Origin of the sequence: Dolosicoccus paucivorans (genome assembly GCF_900100125.1) — a bacterium.
GTDB classification, from domain to species: domain Bacteria; phylum Bacillota; class Bacilli; order Lactobacillales; family Aerococcaceae; genus Dolosicoccus; species Dolosicoccus paucivorans.
This window is the reverse complement of record NZ_FNEL01000038.1, coordinates 1-17,402: the sequence shown is the minus strand read 5'-3', so window position 1 is coordinate 17,402 and position 17,402 is coordinate 1. Positions and strand designations below refer to the sequence as shown.

The window sequence follows — 17,402 nt, the reverse complement described above, 5'->3', positions numbered from 1 at the left end:
TGTGAACTGCTTCTTCTTAGAGCCACACTTAGATTTGTTAGCTTTGTAGCCTTCATAATAGTCGATGATAGTTCCACCATCGTCTAAATAATGATAGACATTATAGATGGTTTGAGCAGATCTTCTTAACTTTTTAGCGACTATGTAAGCTTTTTCGCCAATTTCGTAGTAGTTTTCTATCCAAGTCAGTTCTTTCGTGGTAAGATGTGTATAGGCCATTTTGTGTCTACTCCCTTATTTATGATTGGACTCATAAATAGTGTAGCACAAATGGTCTTATTTGTTTTTTTCTAGCTTAATTTTACAATTCAGGAAATAAAATAACACGCCGATTCAAAGTTTGAAAGTGAACAATAACAAGGTATAATAAATAAGAGAGAATATAATAGAAAAAGAAACAACTTAAACCTCAAGGAGGAAAAAACCCATGAAAAAGATATTAATTGTAGATGATGAAAAGCCGATTTCGGATATTATTGCGTTTAACTTGCAAAAAGAAGGCTATGAAGTCGTTAAAGCTTTTGATGGAGAAGAAGCGATTGAACAATTTCATGAGCACGACCCTTCATTAATGATTTTAGATTTAATGTTACCTAAAAAAGACGGTTTAGAAGTGTGTCGTGAAGTAAGGCAAGAAAGTAATGTTCCTATTATTATGCTGACGGCTAAAGACTCAGAAATTGATAAAGTATTAGGGTTAGAATTAGGCGCCGATGATTATGTAACGAAACCTTTTTCTAACCGCGAATTAGTCGCTCGCGTCAAAGCAAACTTACGACGTAATGTTGTCTCAGAAGTGAAAGAAGAAAAAAGTAATGAAATCCAAGTGGGAGATTTAATTATTCACCGAGACGCTTACATTGTGTCTAAGCGTGGCGTTGAAATTGAGTTAACTTACCGTGAGTTTGAGCTTCTTTTATATTTAGCTCAACACGTTGGACAAGTAATGACCCGGGAGCATCTATTGGAAACGGTGTGGGGTTATGATTACTTTGGTGACGTTCGAACAGTTGATGTAACGATTAGACGTTTACGAGAGAAAATTGAAGATCAACCTTCTCATCCTGTTTATATCGCAACAAGACGCGGCGTTGGTTACTTTTTAAAAAATCCTGAACAAGACTAGGAGTATTCAATGGAGCGGCGATTTAATATATTTCAATCAATTTATATAAAGATCCCATTGTTATTTGTGTTCATCCTTGTGATAGCCTTTCAATTTATTGGGGTCTTTTTTATTGATCAATTAGAAACCCAAACGTTAAATCAATTTAAATCACAAATTAATAACCAAGTCGAGTTTTTAGTGAATAACTTAAACCCTATTTTGTCTCAAGAACAATCAGAAGTGCAACAGCGCAACCGGTTAAACCAAACTTTAAGCACCTTTACTTCGTCGAACCGCACCGACATTCGTGTTATTAATACGGAAGAATATATTATCGCAAGTAACTATAACTTCCAAGAACAAGCCATTGGTATTAAAACTAACGAAGAAGCTATTAAAAATGCTCTCGTTAACCGACGAACATTAGCTGAGGAGATTTACCTACCTCATTCTAAAGAGCACTTATATTATATTGTTCGACCTATTTTAGCTTCTGATACGGGAGATATTTTAGGGGTAGTGGCGGTCCGATCGAATATGAACAGTGTGTACGACAATATGTCAGGAATTATGCGTTTATTTATTCGCTCAGCTCTTTTAGCGATTGGCGCGGGGATTATTGTAGCGATTGTACTATCTCAAGGACTCACCCGACCGATTCAAAACATTAAAGAACAAGCCACTCGTATTTCCGAAGGAAACTATAGTTATCCAGCTAAAGTTTATGGGCAAGATGAGTTAGGCGAATTGGCTTTAACCATTAATGAATTAGCTTTAAAAGTAAAAGAAGCGCAAGAATCCACCGAATCGGAACGTCAACGTTTAGACGGCGTTTTAAAACATATGACAGACGGCGTTATCGCCACAGACCGACGTGGAAACGTCATTATGGTGAACCAACGAGCCAATCAACTATTAAAAACTCATTCCGAACAAGTGCATGGTATTTCTATTTTAAGGCTCTTAGGACTTAATCAAGACTATACAATAAAAGACTTACTCCAGCGTGATACGGAAATTATGATCCGCCGTCAAGACCGAAGCGGATTAACGATTTTAAAAAGTGAGTTTTCCGTTATTCGCCGGGAGTCGGGCTTTGTGACCGGAGTGGTTTGTGTGTTAACGGACGTAACGGAACAAGAAAAAACGGAACAAGAGCGTCGTGATTTTGTCTCTAACGTGTCCCATGAATTAAGAACACCGTTAACGAGTATTAAAAGTTATTCCGAAGCTTTGCAAGAAGGTGCATGGCGAGACGAAGAAGTAGCACCCGCCTTTTTAGAAGTCATTCAGTCGGAAACAAACCGAATGATCCGAATGATCGGCAACTTATTAGACTTATCTAAAATGGATGGAGGTCAATATGTGATGCAACCTGAATATGTTGACTTTAAACGCTTTTTAGATCATATATTGGATCGTTTTGACTTTATGTTAGAATCCGGCGAAGCGACGAAAAAATATAAAATTGTTCGTCATTATACAACCCGAGACGCTTACGTTGAAATCGATCAAGACCGTATTATTCAAGTGGTTGATAATATTATGAATAATGCGATTAAATATTCTCCTGATGGGGGCGTTATCACAGTACGTTTAACGGAAAACTTAGATGAAGTGACGTTAAGTATTAGTGACCAGGGGATGGGAATTCCTGCTGAAGATTTAGAGCAATTATTTGATCGATTCTACCGCGTAGACCGTGCTCGTTCTCGTGAGCAAGGTGGAACCGGATTAGGTTTAGCGATTTCAAAGGAAGTGATTGAGTTACACGGAGGGCGAATTTGGGCAGAAAGTAAAGAAAATGAAGGATCAACGTTCTTTTTCACCTTACCTTATACCTCCTTTGATTCAATCAATGAAAGTTGGGATGATACGCTATGAAACGACTATCCATCGACACGATTTTTTTAGTCTTTTTCTTTGTTTTAAGTTTACTCTTTACTTATTTTTTACTGTTTGATTTACAAATACTGCAAGAGTGGATTAGTCCAGACTCAATGGCTTCTCATACCGTGGTTCACGATGAGCCGGAACAGGCGTTAGATGAAACGTTAAATTATTACAGTGTCTCGGATGCGACCTTGTCTGATTTGTTAATTCCTGATCATTGGTATATTTACACTGATCAAACGGTTCATGAAGTCGCTGAGTGTGAAGCGATTGATCAATTAGTCAAACAATTAGATGACCATCCTTTTGTGATCGATAACTTTAATATTGTCCAAAATGACAGCACGATTAATCACGTATTAGATCACCCTCACCATCAATTAAACTTTGCGGCTAATATTCCACTTCAGCTTTTAGGTCGTTGGATTCAAGAAAATGATGCTCCGACACGTAATTTTGAAGTGGATCGCATTGTTATTGAAATGGAGGGAGATAGTGTCTATTTTATGGACAGTCAAACGGGGCGTTTCGTGCGCGGGTTTTTAAATAATAAGTTGGATTTAAAGGAACTAGAAACATTAGCTCAACATTATCAAAAGGACTGGATTGAAGTTGAGCAATATCAATTAGCAAACAAAGATGTCTATTTACCTAAAGCATCTTCAACAATGACTCAAAAGCGTTACTTATTAGATAAGGTCCCTGAGTCTTTATTAGTCCAAGCAATTTTCCCTACTCCTAACTATGTACTGTCTAGAGATACAGAAGGAAATTCGGAAACATCTAATCATCAGCGAACCTATCAAAGCTATGAGTCGACTTTAACATTTAATCCTGAAACACAAATATTACACTTGCTTAAAAACTCGATTGTTGAACCGGAAACCCTCTCTCAAGCCGATGCGATTGTTGAAAGTTTTGTGCCGGTTAAATTATACAATTATTGGAAAGATAGCTTGAAATATACCGGAACAGAACAAACGACTCATTACTACCGTCGCTATTTAGATGGGTATCCGATTTACTCAACTCAAACAGGGGATGACTACGGGCAAATTACGACTAAAGTATTTTTACCATCAGCCCATCAAACAGAAGAGTACCGCTTTAAAATGCCAACGATTATTTTACAAGCGGAGATTTCAGACGAGCGAAAAGAGGTTAAAATGGCCTCCGGTCCAGAAGTCGTCGATACTTTATTAAATCTTGGCTTTACTTTAGATGAAATTGAAAATATTCAACTAGGTTATAATTGGGGTAGTGATATGCAACAATATCAAATCGTTGATTTAACGCCTCATTGGTTTATAGAAATTAATCAAAAGATTTATTCTTTAGAAGAGCTAGCCAACGAAAATACATTATCGGATGAATTGGCAACCAGTCATGAGGGGGTAGAATAATGGATTTTAGAAGAATACAATTACTACTCATCGGCTTTTTCATTTTATTCGATATTTATTTAGCATTACTATTCATTAACCGAGTGGATATTCAATCGATATCCATTGTTGATAACCCTAATTTGACAATTACTCAACAACTTCAAGAAAGAGGCATTAGTATTGTTCCTCATATTGAAGAAGAAATTAAAGAACTTCCTTTAATGAAAGCTGCTTATACAACCACATTAAAAGATCAAATGGGTCAATTAAAGGATCAAGAGGCAAGCTATGATGAGACAACGAAAGTGTTATCCGCTCAATTTACTCAGCCAATAAACCTCAACAAAGCAGTGAGTGGTGAAACGACGGTTCTATCACAAGATCAAGAACAAGCGATTGGAGAAGTGTTAGCTAATGAAGATTGGTTTATTCACGGAGATGAATACCAACACTTTATTTACTTACCTCAAAGTCGTTTAGTCATTGTTCGTAAAACGGTAGATGATGAGTATCCTATTGTGGGAAATACTGCTGAAATTCATTTATTGCTTAATGAAAATTATGATATTGAGTCTTATACTCAATCTTATTTAGACGGATTTCACACGTTAGCAGAGACTTACCCGGTGATTACAGCCCGGGAGGCATTGACAATTCAAGATAAACGAATTGATACGATGTTACCCAATGATTCAACCATTGAGCGTCTAGTTTTAGGCTACGCTTTATTTTATTCACTTGACCAATATCAAATTTATTCCCCGGTATGGCACATCAGTTATTCAAGAAGAGATGGGGTTGAAGGGGTCGTTACGATTGATGCTCGAAGAGGAGAAGTCGTTTACCCAGCAACCACGATCAACCAAGAATAATCAAACCATGACCGGTTTCAAAAAGGAGGGAAACCAATGAAACGACCTTACTTGATTCAACTATTATTAACATTATTATTAATAACATTTCCACTATTAGGAAGTGCGCAAGAAGTGGATTTTTCAATCGATCGTCAAGACGTCCAAGTCCAAGTTCATGCCGACGGAAGTGCTACTTATAAAGATGTGCAATATTACAATGTAGGATTTATGAATGGAGCCCTTTTTAATTTAGATCATGATAATCGCCCGCTTCTTAATTATAAAGTCACGGTCATTGATGGAGAAGGAGAAGCTCATGAACTAACGGAAGATTATACGGGAGAAGAACACACCTATCAAATTACTCACCGCGGCTCCCACACTGAATTTAAAGTGTTTTATCCAGCAGAACAAGAAAATGTTCGCTTTGTTTATGAGTATACGCTAGGAAATGTTATTACCAGTTATGAAGACACCGCTGAATTTAACCAAAAAGTGATCGGCTCAAATACCAATCACTCTTTAGATGCTCATGTTACTGTCACTTTACCTGGTCATATCGATCAAAAAGATGACTTTAGAGCATGGGGATACGGGGCTCCTCAAGGGGATGTCACTTTATTTAATGAGCCCGATCAATCAGCTAAAGTACAATTAGACGTACCTAACAACCCGCCTAACCAATTTGTGGAAGCTCATATTATTTTTTCCAATGCCTTAGTGCCCAATAATACTAATCGAGTCAATCAGATGAAAAAGCAAGAAATCATCGATAAGGCTCAAGCTCAAGTAGAAGCGGACGCAAGAGCACGTGAAAGGGAGCAAAAAACAGCTTTAGGCGCTAGTTTAGGAACCTTTTTACTCGCTTTAGGATTGCCTCTTTACAGTGCCTACTATTACTTTACACGTAAAAAGCGTTTAAACCCTCACCCGGTAAAATTGCCTGATCATATTTATGATTTACCAGCCGACATTACTCCGGCGGTGATGGCAAGTATGATTTTACATGAAGATGGCTTTCCTGATGCAGTGGACTTTACTGCGACCATTGTCGATTTAGCTCGTAAAGGCTATATCACATTAGACGTGGAGGAAATAAAAGGATCACTATTCAAAAAAGATCAAACCCGCGTTCTAATTACAGCCAATCCCGCTTCACCTCCCGTTAAAGATTTAGCGATTCATGAACAACATGTATTGCTGTTTCTTCAACCGGAAGGACAACCTGTCACTTTATCTGCTTTAGAACAAGGGATGAAGAAAAATAGCGCCTTTCGAAAAAGAGGACGCAAACATTGGGAAGGATTTAGATCGAATGCCAGCGTGGAAGCTGAAAGATTACTCACACCGCCTCCACAACGCCGCATATCCCAATGGCTTGTAGCTCCTAGTTTGATGAGTGTGGGAATCTTTGTGTTCGTTAGTTTATTCGCTTTGACTGCCCTTGATGGACCTAAGAGTACCTTTGTTCTTTCTTTAATGCTCATTGGGGCGCCGTTACTTGCCCTTGTTGCTATAGGGGTTTATTACTTAAGTAAAAAGCGTCCCATTCGTACAGCTAAAGAAGACGAATTATACCAAGAGTGGAATGGATTTAAGAACATGTTAAACGATGTCGGAAACTTTAAAATGCGCGAAGTAGGTTCTTTAGCGCTGTGGGAAGAATATTTAGTTTACGCGATTTCTCTTGGTGTGGCGGACAAAGTCATTAAACAAATGCGTCTAGAATTCCCGGCTCAAGAGTTAAATCAAATGCAAACGCGAATGGGTACCTTCTCGGATCCATATTTCTTAACTCGCAGTCTTCAGTCTTCTGTGAACTCGGCCGTAGCCGCTTCACGACCGCCACAAACAAGTTCAAACTATCGTGGAACAAACACTGGTGGTTTTGGTGGTGGCTTTAGTGGTGGCTCATCTGGTGGATTTGGCGGTGGCTCTGGTTCTGGCGGATTTTAGTAGAAAGGAGTCCTATGAATAAAGAAATAATTGTAAAGGATCAATCCCCTGGCGATTCAATGCAAGTATCTATTTTAGCCAGTGGTAGTTCAGGTAATTCAACTTATATCGAAACAAACGATCAAAAGATTTTAATTGATGCTGGGTTAAGTGGTAAACGAATCGAACAACTTCTAACCCAAATTGACCGTAAAGCTAGCGATTTAGACGCTATTTTTGTTACCCATGAGCATAAGGATCATATTCAAGGGGTGGGGGTTCTTTCAAGACGTTATAATTTACCTATCTACGCTAACAAACAGACGTGGCAATCTATGGAAAAAGCGTTAGGTAAAATTGATCCCGACCATAAGCGTCTGTTTGAAATGGAAGAGATGTTATCATTAGGGGATTTAGATATTTTAAGTTACCCGGTCAGCCATGATGCAACAAACCCTCAGTTTTACGCCTTCCAAAAAGGAGATAAACAGTTTGTGTTATTAACGGATACTGGTTATGTCAGCGACCGACTTCGTTCTATGTTAAAAAATGCGGACGGTTATTTAATTGAAAGTAACCACGAAATTGAAATGTTGCGTTATGGTCCTTACCCATGGGCTTTAAAACAGCGTATTTTAAGTGATTTAGGTCATTTAAGTAATGAAGATGGCGCACTAGCCATGGTCGATTTAATTGGGGATTCAACTAAGCATATTTATTTAGGTCATTTAAGTAAAGATAACAATACGAAAGATTTGGCGATGAACGCGATGTGCGATATTTTAACTTCTTATGACATGGGAGTTAATGAAGCCTTCGATGTGCATTTAACACACCCAGATAAACCGACTAAATTACTTCGTTTGTAAGATTCACTAAATTGTCGACAGAACTTCAAATTTCTTTCACATGTCAATGGTATACTTTAGAAGAATTGAAGAAAGAAGGTGTTAGTTGTGAGTGAATATAATAAACACAATGAACATGAAGTAGATCCATCTATTAAAGAGGCGATGCAACGGTCAAGCCAACCCGGCGTTTTTTGGAAAAGTTTTCTAGGGGCGACGGTGGCTACTTTATTAGTTTTAGGCGTTGTTTTTCTTGGCTTATATGGCTATAAAGGTTCTTTATTTGCCACTTCCAGTGAACCCGTAGAAGTTGTTCAAGAATCAAAAGAAACACCGACTCAAGAAGAGTTAGGAGATATAAAACAAGCTCAAGAAGCCGCTTCAGATTTTGAAACAGCAATTTTGGGAGCCGTTGAACGCTCAAAAGAAGCAGTCGTTTCTGTTTCAAACTATCAACGTCTCTTGCCAGGTTACCCTTATATTTATGGGGAAAGCTTTGGTCCTGCTATGGAGGAACAAAGTGAACTCGCTGTAGCTGGCGAAGGAAGCGGGGTTGTTTACAAAATTGAAGGCGATAAAGCTTATATTGTAACCAACCATCACGTCGTTGAAGGTAGCGAAGAGTTAAAAGTCATTATGTATGACGGAACCGTAGCCGACGCTGAACTTATTGGCGCTGATGTATGGTCTGACTTAGCCGTTATGACCATTGATGCTAAGTACGCTACTAAAGCCATTGATTTTTATGATTCAGATGAATTAAAAGTCGGAAACATTGCCTTAGCTATCGGATCTCCTTTAGGTAATGAGTTTCAAAACTCAGTCACTCAAGGGATTGTCTCTGGACTAGAACGTTCCGTTCCGATTGATATCGATGGCGACGGCATTCCTGATTGGGACGCGAGTGTTATTCAAACCGATGCAGCGATTAACCGTGGGAACTCTGGTGGTGCTTTAGTTAATAAAAATGGTGAGCTAATCGGAATTAACTCCATTAAATTTGCAGCCGAAGGTGTAGAAGGTATGGGCTTTGCGATTCCAAGTAATGAAGTCAAACGGATCATTGAAGAACTTGAAGCCAATGGTGAAGTGATCCGTCCTGTTTTAGGCGCTCAAACCCTTGATTTAGCACTGATCGCCGAAGAGTCTAAACAAGAAGTGTTAGGCATTACCAATGATCAACAAGATGGGGTGGTCATTATTGAAATTCAATCAGGAACCACTGCCGACCAATCTGAGTTAGAACGCTATGACGTAATTACTAAAATGGATGGCGAAGAGATCCATACTATTAACGACTTACGTAAAGTTCTTTATTCTCATAACGTTGGAGATAAAGTGTCGTTAACAGTTCTTCGTCAAGGTGAAGAAAAAACGATCGAAGTTATGTTACAATCTTTAGAAACTCAAGAATTAGAACTACGTCATGAATAATAAATTAAGCAAGTAAAATGTTTCCATTTTGCTTGCTTTTTTTCTTTGGTCTCACCTTATGTGTTTTGTGCTATGATTAAAATAAAAATGAAAGAAGGAAAAGAAAGTGTCGGAATCGATTATTTACCGTCCGATGGAACTTGCAGACAGTTCTAATGTATTAGATTTATTATGGATTATTTTTGAAGATATGGAGTTACCCCTCCTCCAGCAATACCCCAAAGACCAGCTAAAAGAATTGCTGGAACAAGCGATGACTCACCCTACCTTTCGTTACTACAAAGATCATGGCATCGTAGCAGAACAGCGAGGTCAAGTGGTGGGGGTTATTTTCGTTTATCCTGGCAAAAAAGAGTCTTTAATTGACGAAGCGTTAAATAAATTATTAGACGAACAGTTAGGACGCGGTGTTCGAATGTTTACAGATTTAGAGACAAGTCCAGAGACCTACTATATTGATTCCCTTGTTGTTCATCCTAAAGCGCAACAACAAGGCATCGCAAAAGAATTAATTCAACAGGCTAAACAAAAGGCCATTCAAGAAGGGTTTAATCGTCTCGATTTAAATTGCGATGTTGAAAATACCAACGCAAAAACGCGTTATGAAAATTGGGGTTTTAAAACAAGAAAACAGCGCTATATTAGTGAACATTTGTATGACGAGATGACTTATTATTTTGATTCAACGACAGACAAGGAGGGGCGCGATTGAAGGAAGATCTTTCTGGGAAGATGCCACTTCGTTCTTTAGATACACTTCGTTTACTGATCATGAGTAGTCTGATTGGCGGAGTGGTTGGCGCCCTGTGTTCTTGGTTTGGACAAGTGTTGTTATGGTTAACGAGCGTTCGTCAACAAAGTGTTCTTTGGTTAATCTTTTTAGCTCCCATGGGAATGTTGTTTGTTTATACATTTCAACGTTACGGTGGCCGTGCTACGTGGGGACTGCCTTTAATTTTTGAAATAGGGCAAGGAAAAGACGCTAAAATTCCCTTTCGTTTAATTCCCTTTGTGGTCGTCGGCGCGTGGTTAACCCATCTCTTTGGTGGAAGTGCGGGCCGTGTTGGGGTAGCGGTTCAAATGGGGGCGACCATTTCTAGTAAAATAAGTCCTTACTTTAAAAAGACGATTGATCGGCAATTAGTCATTGTAACAGGAGTAGCAGCCGGCTTTGCAGGTCTTTATCAAATGCCCATAGCTGCTATCTTTTTTAGTTTAGAAGTATTGATTGCTGGTCAATTATATTTTCCAGCTTTATTTACAGCCAGCGTGGCTTCGTTTATGGCTAGTTGGGTGAGTCGTCAGCTAGGCTTAGTAAAGTTTACCGCTGTATTATCTGATTCGTGGGTGTGGCAAGTAGAAGATGGGGTCAAAATGATCTTAGCAGCTATGCTTTTTGGTGTCGTTGGCTGGTTGTTTAGTACAACTTTACGCCGTTTGACTGAAACAATGAATGATCGCTTCCCAAATCCTGTTATTCGAGTAGGAGTTGCTGGGGTAATGGTTACGACGTTATCTATTTTATTATGGTCCGGTCGCTATTCTGGCTTAGGTTTAAACTTAATTCAAGCAAGTTTTAATGGGGAAGCAATTAACCCATTAGACTGGCTATTTAAATTAATACTCACTGTTTTAACCATTTCAGGAGGCTATCAAGGTGGAGAAGTAACACCTTTATTTTCGATCGGAACGACGTTAGGCATCGTTCTAGCCCCTTTTATTGGTCTACCGAGTGCTTTATTAGCTGCCGTAGGGTATGTCAGTGTTTTTGGTAGCGCAACGAATACATGGCTGACGCCCATTTTTATTGGGGGAACGGTATTTGGCTATCAATATATTCCTTTATTCTTTGTCACCTGTACGGTTGCTTATTTGTGTAATGGTAACCGCAGTATTTACATTAAGCAAGACCGTCTCTTTGAATAAAAAACGACCTGGCGTCAGGTCGTTTTTTGATTAGTGAGCGATCACTTGGTTGAGGAATTTTTGAGCTTGAGGATGATGAGGGTCTGTAAAGAAGTCTTCGCTTGGACGATCTTCTAAAATTTCGCCTTGGGCCATAAAAATAGTTCGGTCGGATACTTCTTTAGCAAAGCCCATCTCATGAGTAACAACAACCATTGTTAGCCCGTCTTGCAGTGCAATTTGTTTCATCACGTTTAATACATCATTGACTGTTTCCGGATCTAAAGCAGAGGTTGGCTCATCAAACAACATAATTTTTGGTTGCATCGCTAAAGCTCGGGCGATGGCGACCCGTTGTTTTTGTCCTCCGGATAATTGGGAAGGATAGGCGTCTCTTTTATCCCATAAGTTGACCCGTTCTAGTAATGTTTGAGCTCGTTTAACGGCTTCTTCTTTTGAGACCTTTAAAACGTTAATTGGAGCTAAAGTAATATTGTCTAGCACCGTCATATGAGGATAAAGCTCGAAGTGTTGGAAAACCATACCGATTTGTTGACGTAAATGACGTGTGTTCTCGGTTAAACTCGTATCATCTAATCTTGTATCAAGAACGTGAAGTTCACCTTCTTCAATAGATTCTAAACCGTTAATACAGCGGAGTAAGGTACTCTTTCCCGAACCTGATGGTCCGATTAACGTCACCACTTCTCCGGTTCCAATGTGTAAGTTGATGTTTTTTAAGGCATGAAAGTCGCCATAATATTTTTGGGCTTTATTAAATTTAATCACTTTTAAGCCCTCCTTTTCATATCGTATTCTAATTTACAACTCATTTTGTATCATAATATGAAATTCAAGCGGGGTCAATGATTTAAATATATGATTTACTCCCATTAAATATCTATTTAACCGATAATTGGTACCTAAAATAAACCTACGACTTCTTTTTATAAGTCGTAGGTAAAAATTAGCGATCAAAATAACCTAAGTAGTCAAATTTTTCAAAGACATGGGATGTCGCAATGGCGACAATCAACCCATCAGTGGGTAAAGGTTCGTCTACTGGAATTAAAGAATTAATAGGTTCACCTTTTTCAGGACGAATACCGATGATATTTAAATCATACTTTTTTCTTAAATCAAGTTCGAGTAAAGATTTACCAGCCCACTCTTTAGGAACAAAAAATTCAATTAAAGAAGTATCCGGATCAAGACGTAAAACTTCGTCGATTTTGTTTCTTAAAATTTTTGATGCTAGACGAATACCCGAGTCTCTTTCGGGAGAAATAACCGCATCCACGCCGACTTCATATAACACTTCTTCAAACGTTGTACTACGAGCTTTAGAAATAATTTGTGGCACTCCAAGTTTTTTACAGTTCACTACTCCTAACACAGCGCTTTCCAAGTTACCTCCAGTGGCTACAATTGCTAGATCGCATTGTTCAATACCTATATCTTTTAAAAATTCATAATCCGTTAAATCTCCGATGGCTGCGTGAGTAACTTCATCTGCCACAGCTTGAACATGATCAGGTTTATAGTCGACGGCGATAACGTCGTATTCATACCGACTTAATTCTCGAGCAATGGTTTGTCCAAAAACTCCTAAACCGAGAACTCCAATGGTTTGTACTTTCATATTTTTCACCTTTCTAACCGAGTAAAATTTCTGTTGGAGCAGAATAAATCTTTTTCGTTTTCTTACGAGCAATACTAATTAAAACAGTTAAAGGTCCTACTCGACCTAGAAACATAAGGGCCATAATAATCCATCGACCGGATTGAGTTAGTTCACCGGTAACGTTCATAGTAGAGCCGACTGTTCCAATCGCACTGATCGTTTCAAATAACAAAGCAAACGGATCTAAGTGAGTTTGCGTAAAGAGTAAAAAGCTATAACCTACAATCGAAACTGCTAAAAAGTACACTAAAATAGTTAGAGCTTGGCGTACTAAATGAATAGGAAATGAGCGATTATGAAAAGCCACTTGGGAATAACCTAGTAGCTCCGATCTAAACAGTAAAGCAATAAGCGCGACAGTTGTTACTTTCATTCCTCCCGCTGTTCCTCCGGGAGCGCCACCAATAATCATTTGCACCATATAAATAAAGTTGGTAAAAGGCGTCGTTTTTGTATAGTCTAATGTCGAAAATCCAGCCGTTCTAAAAGCAACTGATTGAAAGAAACTAGCCGTAAACTTCTCCCATAAATTTAACGATCCAATGGTTTCAGGATTATTAAACTCTGACATTAAAGTAATGGATGTCCCTAAAGCGAGTAAAATAAATGTTGTTCGTAAAACAATGCGCGAATGAGGAGAAATGCGGTTAAAAATGAGTTTGAAAGTATGAGGTCGGTCTTCGAACCATTTCTTGATTAAATTACCTAACTCAAACCAAACGGAAAACCCAAGACCTCCGGCAAAAATGAGTAACGCAATTGTATAGTTGATGACATCATTGGTTAGGAAACGTTGAATACTGGTTGAACCTAAATTATCAAACCCTGCGTTACAAAAAGCAGACACAGCTAGAAAAATACTGCTGCCAATGCCTTGTTTAATGCCGTATAAAGGAATAAGCTGAGTCGCTAAAATAACAGCCGCCACTCCTTCGATCACAAAAGTTACCGCATAAACGCTGGATAAAAATCGTTTAAAGTCGCGGTGAGTGTTACGGTTCATCGCTTCACGGAAAATATATTGACTTTTTAATGAGAGGCGACGGTGGAAGTAAAATAAGCTGGCGGTAATAATCGTAATGAGGCCTAAACCACCAATTTGCATTAAAATAACACCAACTATTTGCCCCCACACATTGTACGTATCTTGAACGGAAAGAACTGTTAACCCCGTCACACATACCATTGAAACCGCTGTAAACAAGTGATCTAAATAACTCACTTGTGCGGTCGGTTGATGAAACGCTGGAATGGCCAGGAGTAAACTTCCCACTAAAATGACTGCTACAAAACTTAATGTGACTTGTTGAGGAGCAGTCCATTGTCTTAGACGATTAAACAGACCCAATTTGGATGCCTTCTTTCTAAAAACATAATGAAATCTCCACTGATTATACTCTTTGAAAACGAAAAATGCTATGATAGGGAATAGAAATTTTCAAAGAGAGGAAGAATTCCGTGAATATCACTATTATTAGTGTAGGTAAAATTAAAGAAAATTATTTAAAAAAAGGAATCAATGAATACTTAAAGCGATTGAATCCTTATGCTAAAGTTAATATTGTCGAAGTGCCCGATGAAGCAACGAAAGAAAACATGACCCAAGTTGAAATCGATCACGTATTAAATAAAGAAGCAGATCGTATTATGGCTAAACTAAAGCCAGGAACCGCTATTGTCCCCCTAGCCATTGAAGGAGATTTAATTACTTCTCCAGATTTAGCTAACCAATTAAATCAATACGCCACTTACGGGAAGAGCCATGTCACTTTTATTATCGGGGGTTCTTTGGGACTAAGCCAATCCATCAAAAAGAAAGCCGATCGCAATATTAGTTTTGGTCGGATTACTTTACCCCATCAATTGATGCGCTTAGTCTTGGTTGAACAAATTTATCGCGCGTTTCGTATTATTAACGGACACGCCTATCATAAATAATTAAATAAGTTCTCCTGACCACTCGTTAAAATCTCCTATGACACAAGTGACTTGGTAATTTTTATTTTTCAAAAATTCAACCCCTCGCTGGGCTCGTTTGCCTGATTGACACATGACATAGTAATTTAACGAAGGATCAAGCTCTTGATAACGGTCAGCCAGTTCAGCAATCGGAATATGGATCGAATGAGGGATAGCTCCACGCGCTCGTTCATCGTCACGGCGAACATCTAAAACAACCCCTTTGTTTTGTTGTAGTAGTTGATTGAGTTGGTCTAGCGAAATCATAAAATCGCTTCCTTTCTTTTTGAATTAAGTGTAACACAAAATACTTAAAAAAAAGGAAGGTTTGGGATATAATGAACAAAGTATATTATTTAGAAAGAAGGAATCTATTGTGAAGAAATTCATTCAAATTATTTGCCTATTGACTCTTTTAAGCCCTTTAACATTAGTAGGTCTGGAAAAAGCTCAAGCAGAAGAAGTGGAAACATTAAAATTAGGGGTGATGCCTTCGACGGATAATATCCCTCTTTATAGTCGCTATTCAACAAGGTTTCGATAAAAAACACGGTGTTGATTTAGAATTAGAAGTGTTCCGTAACGCAAATGATCGCGATACAGCTTTCCAAGCGAAACAAGTGGATGGAATGAACAGTGATTTAATCGCTTTTGCAGCTTATTTAGAAGGTGGCATGGATATCCAAATTACGGGTTCAACCTTTGGTGAGTTCGATTTGGTTGTTAATGATGATGACGTTCAAGAATTAGCTGACTTAAAAGACAAAAAGGTTGCGGTTTTAACTGAAAGTGGAACTCATTATGCGGCGGTTCAAATGTTACAAGAACAAGCCATTGAAGAAGAAGCGGTTCAATTTGAACACATTCCGCCTGTTCCAAGTCGTGTAGAGTTACTAAGAAGCCATGAAGTTAGTGGAGCTATTTTACCTGAACCTTTTCTGATGATGTCAAAGGTTGTTTAGATGGCTTGTGAGTCATGGTTGAATCCTCTGCTTTCTTAGAAGGTCTACCAATTGGCTTACATAGCCCATCATAATCTTGAGTAAGATACGTTTTGTTCCAGGTCGCAATCGTAGCGCCTTGTTTAATACCAAAGTGTTTTGCTGTTTGGGCGTATGTCAATTGGTGTAATTGTCTATATTGTAAAACAGACACCTTGAATTCACCAGAGTAGAGTGTTACAATATTCATGGATAACCCTCTAACTTTCTGTCTGTTTTGGATACTAACAGTATAGCAGAGGGTTATCTTTTTTGCTTTTAGCTTACCAACAGTTATTTTACACTAAGCTGTTTTCGATAGGGATTTCTGAAGTCCTTCTTCTCCATGAAGTTGATATTGTTTGAGCCAACTTTTGATTGTCCCGCGTTTAATTCCATAAGTTTTGGCTAGATAAGTAGGTCCATAACCTTCTTGGCGCTTATGAATGATCTCTAATTTTAACTGATATGAATACTTAGACATAGTAAAGCCCCCTTAAATTCCGTGTCCGGATTTAAGGGGGCAGTACATTTTGCGGGTCTTTTTATTGGTATACTCTTTGGGCTTTATTGGGTATTTTAATGGGTAAATACGAACGTTGGAACCAGTGGCTAGATCTGGTTGTTTATTTGGTGTATCCAATTCCTAAAATGGCTCTTTTACCAGTGGCGTTACTCTTTTTTGGTATTAGTGACTGGTCTAAAATTGCCTTATTAGTTATTGTTGTATTGCCTCAAGTGACTGTTTCTGTACGAGGCGCTATTCAACAAATTCCTCTAGAACTTTATCAAGTAGTATGAAGGATTAAATGCGACAAGTTGGCATACCTTTTGGCATATTATGTTTAAAGTGATTTTACCGAGTATCTTTAATATGATCCGAATTTCTCTAGGGACTTCTTTTTCTGTTTTGTTTTTTATGGAAAACTATGGAACAAGATTGGGCATGGGCTTTTATATTATGGATGCTTGGATGCGAATGGATTATCCAAGCATGTATGCGGCTATTTTACTTGTGAGTTTAGCCGGTTTGTTGTTGTTTGTATTGGTTGACCAATTGGATCATTTTGTCATACCATGGCAAACTTAAAAAGGCATTGAACTGAGCCGACCCCCAAAAGTTAGACCAAAAAATCTAACTTTTGGGGGTATTTTTATGACCAAGTATAGTTTAGAAACGAAACTTCAAATTGTTACTGACTACGAAGCTGGAAAAGGCGGATTTAGGACTTTAGCGAAAAAATATCAAATCGCTCAGTCAATAGTGAAACGATGGATCCATAATTATCAAGATTTCGGCTTAGAAGGCCTTCAAGTTAAGTCAACAAGACAGTCTTATCCTTTAGAAACCAAGCTATATGCGATAGAATTGTACTTAACTACAGAGTTAAGCTATCGCGAAGTCGGTGTCCAATTA

19 protein-coding genes and 2 pseudogenes are annotated in these 17,402 nt (G+C 38.4%); 15 read left to right on the top strand and 6 right to left on the bottom strand.

Going from position 1 to position 17,402, the window contains the following annotated elements; all coding sequences use genetic code 11:
- Positions 1-219 (bottom strand): annotated as a pseudogene (locus tag BLR79_RS06240) (IS30 family transposase); the annotation flags it as partial.
- A 208-nt stretch (positions 220-427) separates the two neighbouring features.
- Here BLR79_RS06240 and yycF point away from each other — a divergent pair.
- From yycF to BLR79_RS06195, 9 genes are all read left to right on the top strand, one after another.
- Positions 428-1,126, top strand: coding sequence for a response regulator YycF (yycF, locus tag BLR79_RS06235; RefSeq protein ID WP_092085920.1), 699 nt, complete (start codon positions 428-430; stop codon positions 1,124-1,126).
- Positions 1,127-1,135: 9 nt separating this feature from the next.
- A complete protein-coding gene (gene walK / locus BLR79_RS06230; protein ID WP_092085918.1) occupies positions 1,136-2,992 on the top strand; it encodes a cell wall metabolism sensor histidine kinase WalK in 1,857 nt (618 codons plus the stop codon).
- The gene (gene yycH, locus BLR79_RS06225; RefSeq protein ID WP_092085916.1) at positions 2,989-4,404 is read left to right on the top strand and encodes a two-component system activity regulator YycH; all 1,416 of its coding nucleotides are present in this window, start codon (positions 2,989-2,991) and stop codon (positions 4,402-4,404) included. The genes walK and yycH overlap by 4 nt, the downstream gene beginning before the upstream one ends.
- Entirely contained in the window at positions 4,404-5,258 is an 855-nt protein-coding gene (gene yycI / locus BLR79_RS06220; RefSeq protein WP_092085914.1) for a two-component system regulatory protein YycI, read from the top strand. Before yycH ends, yycI begins: the two co-directional genes overlap by 1 nt.
- Before the next feature lie 36 nt (positions 5,259-5,294).
- Complete coding sequence (locus tag BLR79_RS06215) at positions 5,295-7,196, top strand: DUF2207 domain-containing protein (protein ID WP_092085912.1); 1,902 nt, start codon at positions 5,295-5,297, stop codon at positions 7,194-7,196.
- A 14-nt stretch (positions 7,197-7,210) separates the two neighbouring features.
- Positions 7,211-8,044 carry an MBL fold metallo-hydrolase gene (locus tag BLR79_RS06210; protein ID WP_092085910.1) on the top strand — a complete coding sequence of 278 codons (834 nt, stop codon included), beginning with the start codon at positions 7,211-7,213 and terminating at the stop codon, positions 8,042-8,044.
- Positions 8,045-8,131: 87 nt separating this feature from the next.
- Entirely contained in the window at positions 8,132-9,457 is a 1,326-nt protein-coding gene (locus BLR79_RS06205; RefSeq protein WP_092085908.1) for a S1C family serine protease, read from the top strand.
- Between the two features lie 106 nt (positions 9,458-9,563).
- Positions 9,564-10,169 (top strand): GNAT family N-acetyltransferase, encoded by a 606-nt coding sequence (locus BLR79_RS06200; RefSeq protein WP_092085906.1) that lies wholly within the window; start codon positions 9,564-9,566, stop codon positions 10,167-10,169.
- Positions 10,170-10,189: 20 nt separating this feature from the next.
- The gene (locus tag BLR79_RS06195; protein ID WP_092085924.1) at positions 10,190-11,383 is read left to right on the top strand and encodes a chloride channel protein; all 1,194 of its coding nucleotides are present in this window, start codon (positions 10,190-10,192) and stop codon (positions 11,381-11,383) included.
- Positions 11,384-11,413: 30 nt separating this feature from the next.
- On the opposite strand, the gene BLR79_RS06190 is transcribed toward BLR79_RS06195, so the two are convergent.
- From BLR79_RS06190 to BLR79_RS06180, 3 genes are all read right to left on the bottom strand, one after another.
- Entirely contained in the window at positions 11,414-12,151 is a 738-nt protein-coding gene (locus BLR79_RS06190) for an amino acid ABC transporter ATP-binding protein (protein ID WP_092085904.1), read from the bottom strand.
- A 178-nt stretch (positions 12,152-12,329) separates the two neighbouring features.
- Entirely contained in the window at positions 12,330-13,004 is a 675-nt protein-coding gene (locus BLR79_RS06185) for a potassium channel family protein (RefSeq protein ID WP_092085902.1), read from the bottom strand.
- A 13-nt stretch (positions 13,005-13,017) separates the two neighbouring features.
- Positions 13,018-14,394, bottom strand: a complete 1,377-nt coding sequence (locus BLR79_RS06180; protein WP_234970844.1) for a TrkH family potassium uptake protein — start codon at positions 14,392-14,394, stop codon at positions 13,018-13,020.
- A 110-nt stretch (positions 14,395-14,504) separates the two neighbouring features.
- On the opposite strand from BLR79_RS06180, the gene rlmH reads away from it, so the two are divergent.
- Entirely contained in the window at positions 14,505-14,984 is a 480-nt protein-coding gene (rlmH, locus tag BLR79_RS06175) for a 23S rRNA (pseudouridine(1915)-N(3))-methyltransferase RlmH (protein WP_092085900.1), read from the top strand.
- Here the strand turns inward: rlmH and BLR79_RS06170 are convergent, their stop codons facing one another.
- On the bottom strand, positions 14,985-15,272 hold the full coding sequence (locus BLR79_RS06170) for a rhodanese-like domain-containing protein (protein ID WP_092085897.1): 288 nt from the start codon (positions 15,270-15,272) through the stop codon (positions 14,985-14,987).
- A gap of 109 nt (positions 15,273-15,381) precedes the next feature.
- On the opposite strand from BLR79_RS06170, the gene BLR79_RS09055 reads away from it, so the two are divergent.
- Positions 15,382-15,549: a hypothetical protein gene (locus BLR79_RS09055; protein ID WP_159427613.1), complete on the top strand. Its 168-nt coding sequence runs from the start codon at positions 15,382-15,384 to the stop codon at positions 15,547-15,549.
- Between the two features lie 28 nt (positions 15,550-15,577).
- Positions 15,578-15,967, top strand: a complete 390-nt coding sequence (locus BLR79_RS06165; RefSeq protein ID WP_327020427.1) for an ABC transporter substrate-binding protein — start codon at positions 15,578-15,580, stop codon at positions 15,965-15,967.
- A 322-nt stretch (positions 15,968-16,289) separates the two neighbouring features.
- On the opposite strand, the gene BLR79_RS06155 is transcribed toward BLR79_RS06165, so the two are convergent.
- Entirely contained in the window at positions 16,290-16,469 is a 180-nt protein-coding gene (locus tag BLR79_RS06155; RefSeq protein ID WP_092085891.1) for a helix-turn-helix domain-containing protein, read from the bottom strand.
- 86 nt (positions 16,470-16,555) lie between these two features.
- On the opposite strand from BLR79_RS06155, the gene BLR79_RS06150 reads away from it, so the two are divergent.
- The 3 genes and pseudogenes from BLR79_RS06150 to BLR79_RS06140 all read left to right on the top strand — a co-directional run.
- Positions 16,556-16,786 carry an ABC transporter permease subunit gene (locus BLR79_RS06150; RefSeq protein WP_327020426.1) on the top strand — a complete coding sequence of 77 codons (231 nt, stop codon included), beginning with the start codon at positions 16,556-16,558 and terminating at the stop codon, positions 16,784-16,786.
- Between the two features lie 16 nt (positions 16,787-16,802).
- Positions 16,803-17,075, top strand: a pseudogene (locus BLR79_RS06145) (ABC transporter permease subunit); the annotation flags it as partial.
- A gap of 66 nt (positions 17,076-17,141) precedes the next feature.
- Positions 17,142-17,402, top strand: a 261-nt coding sequence (locus tag BLR79_RS06140; RefSeq protein WP_143338797.1) for a helix-turn-helix domain-containing protein, incomplete at its 3' end; no start/stop codon positions are given.

Bases quoted from the DNA above. Each gene is read 5' to 3' on its own strand.
- BLR79_RS06195 (WP_092085924.1), top strand. From the start codon at position 10,190: ATGCCACTTCGTTCTTTAGATACACTTCGTTTACTGATCATGAGTAGT.
- yycH (WP_092085916.1), top strand. From the start codon at position 2,989: ATGAAACGACTATCCATCGACACGATTTTTTTAGTCTTTTTCTTTGTT.
- BLR79_RS06210 (WP_092085910.1), top strand. From the start codon at position 7,211: ATGAATAAAGAAATAATTGTAAAGGATCAATCCCCTGGCGATTCAATG.
- BLR79_RS06215 (WP_092085912.1), top strand. From the start codon at position 5,295: ATGAAACGACCTTACTTGATTCAACTATTATTAACATTATTATTAATA.
- yycI (WP_092085914.1), top strand. From the start codon at position 4,404: ATGGATTTTAGAAGAATACAATTACTACTCATCGGCTTTTTCATTTTA.
- BLR79_RS06170 (WP_092085897.1), bottom strand. From the start codon at position 15,272: ATGATTTCGCTAGACCAACTCAATCAACTACTACAACAAAACAAAGGG.
- yycF (WP_092085920.1), top strand. From the start codon at position 428: ATGAAAAAGATATTAATTGTAGATGATGAAAAGCCGATTTCGGATATT.
- walK (WP_092085918.1), top strand. From the start codon at position 1,136: ATGGAGCGGCGATTTAATATATTTCAATCAATTTATATAAAGATCCCA.
- BLR79_RS06155 (WP_092085891.1), bottom strand. From the start codon at position 16,469: ATGTCTAAGTATTCATATCAGTTAAAATTAGAGATCATTCATAAGCGC.
- BLR79_RS06185 (WP_092085902.1), bottom strand. From the start codon at position 13,004: ATGAAAGTACAAACCATTGGAGTTCTCGGTTTAGGAGTTTTTGGACAA.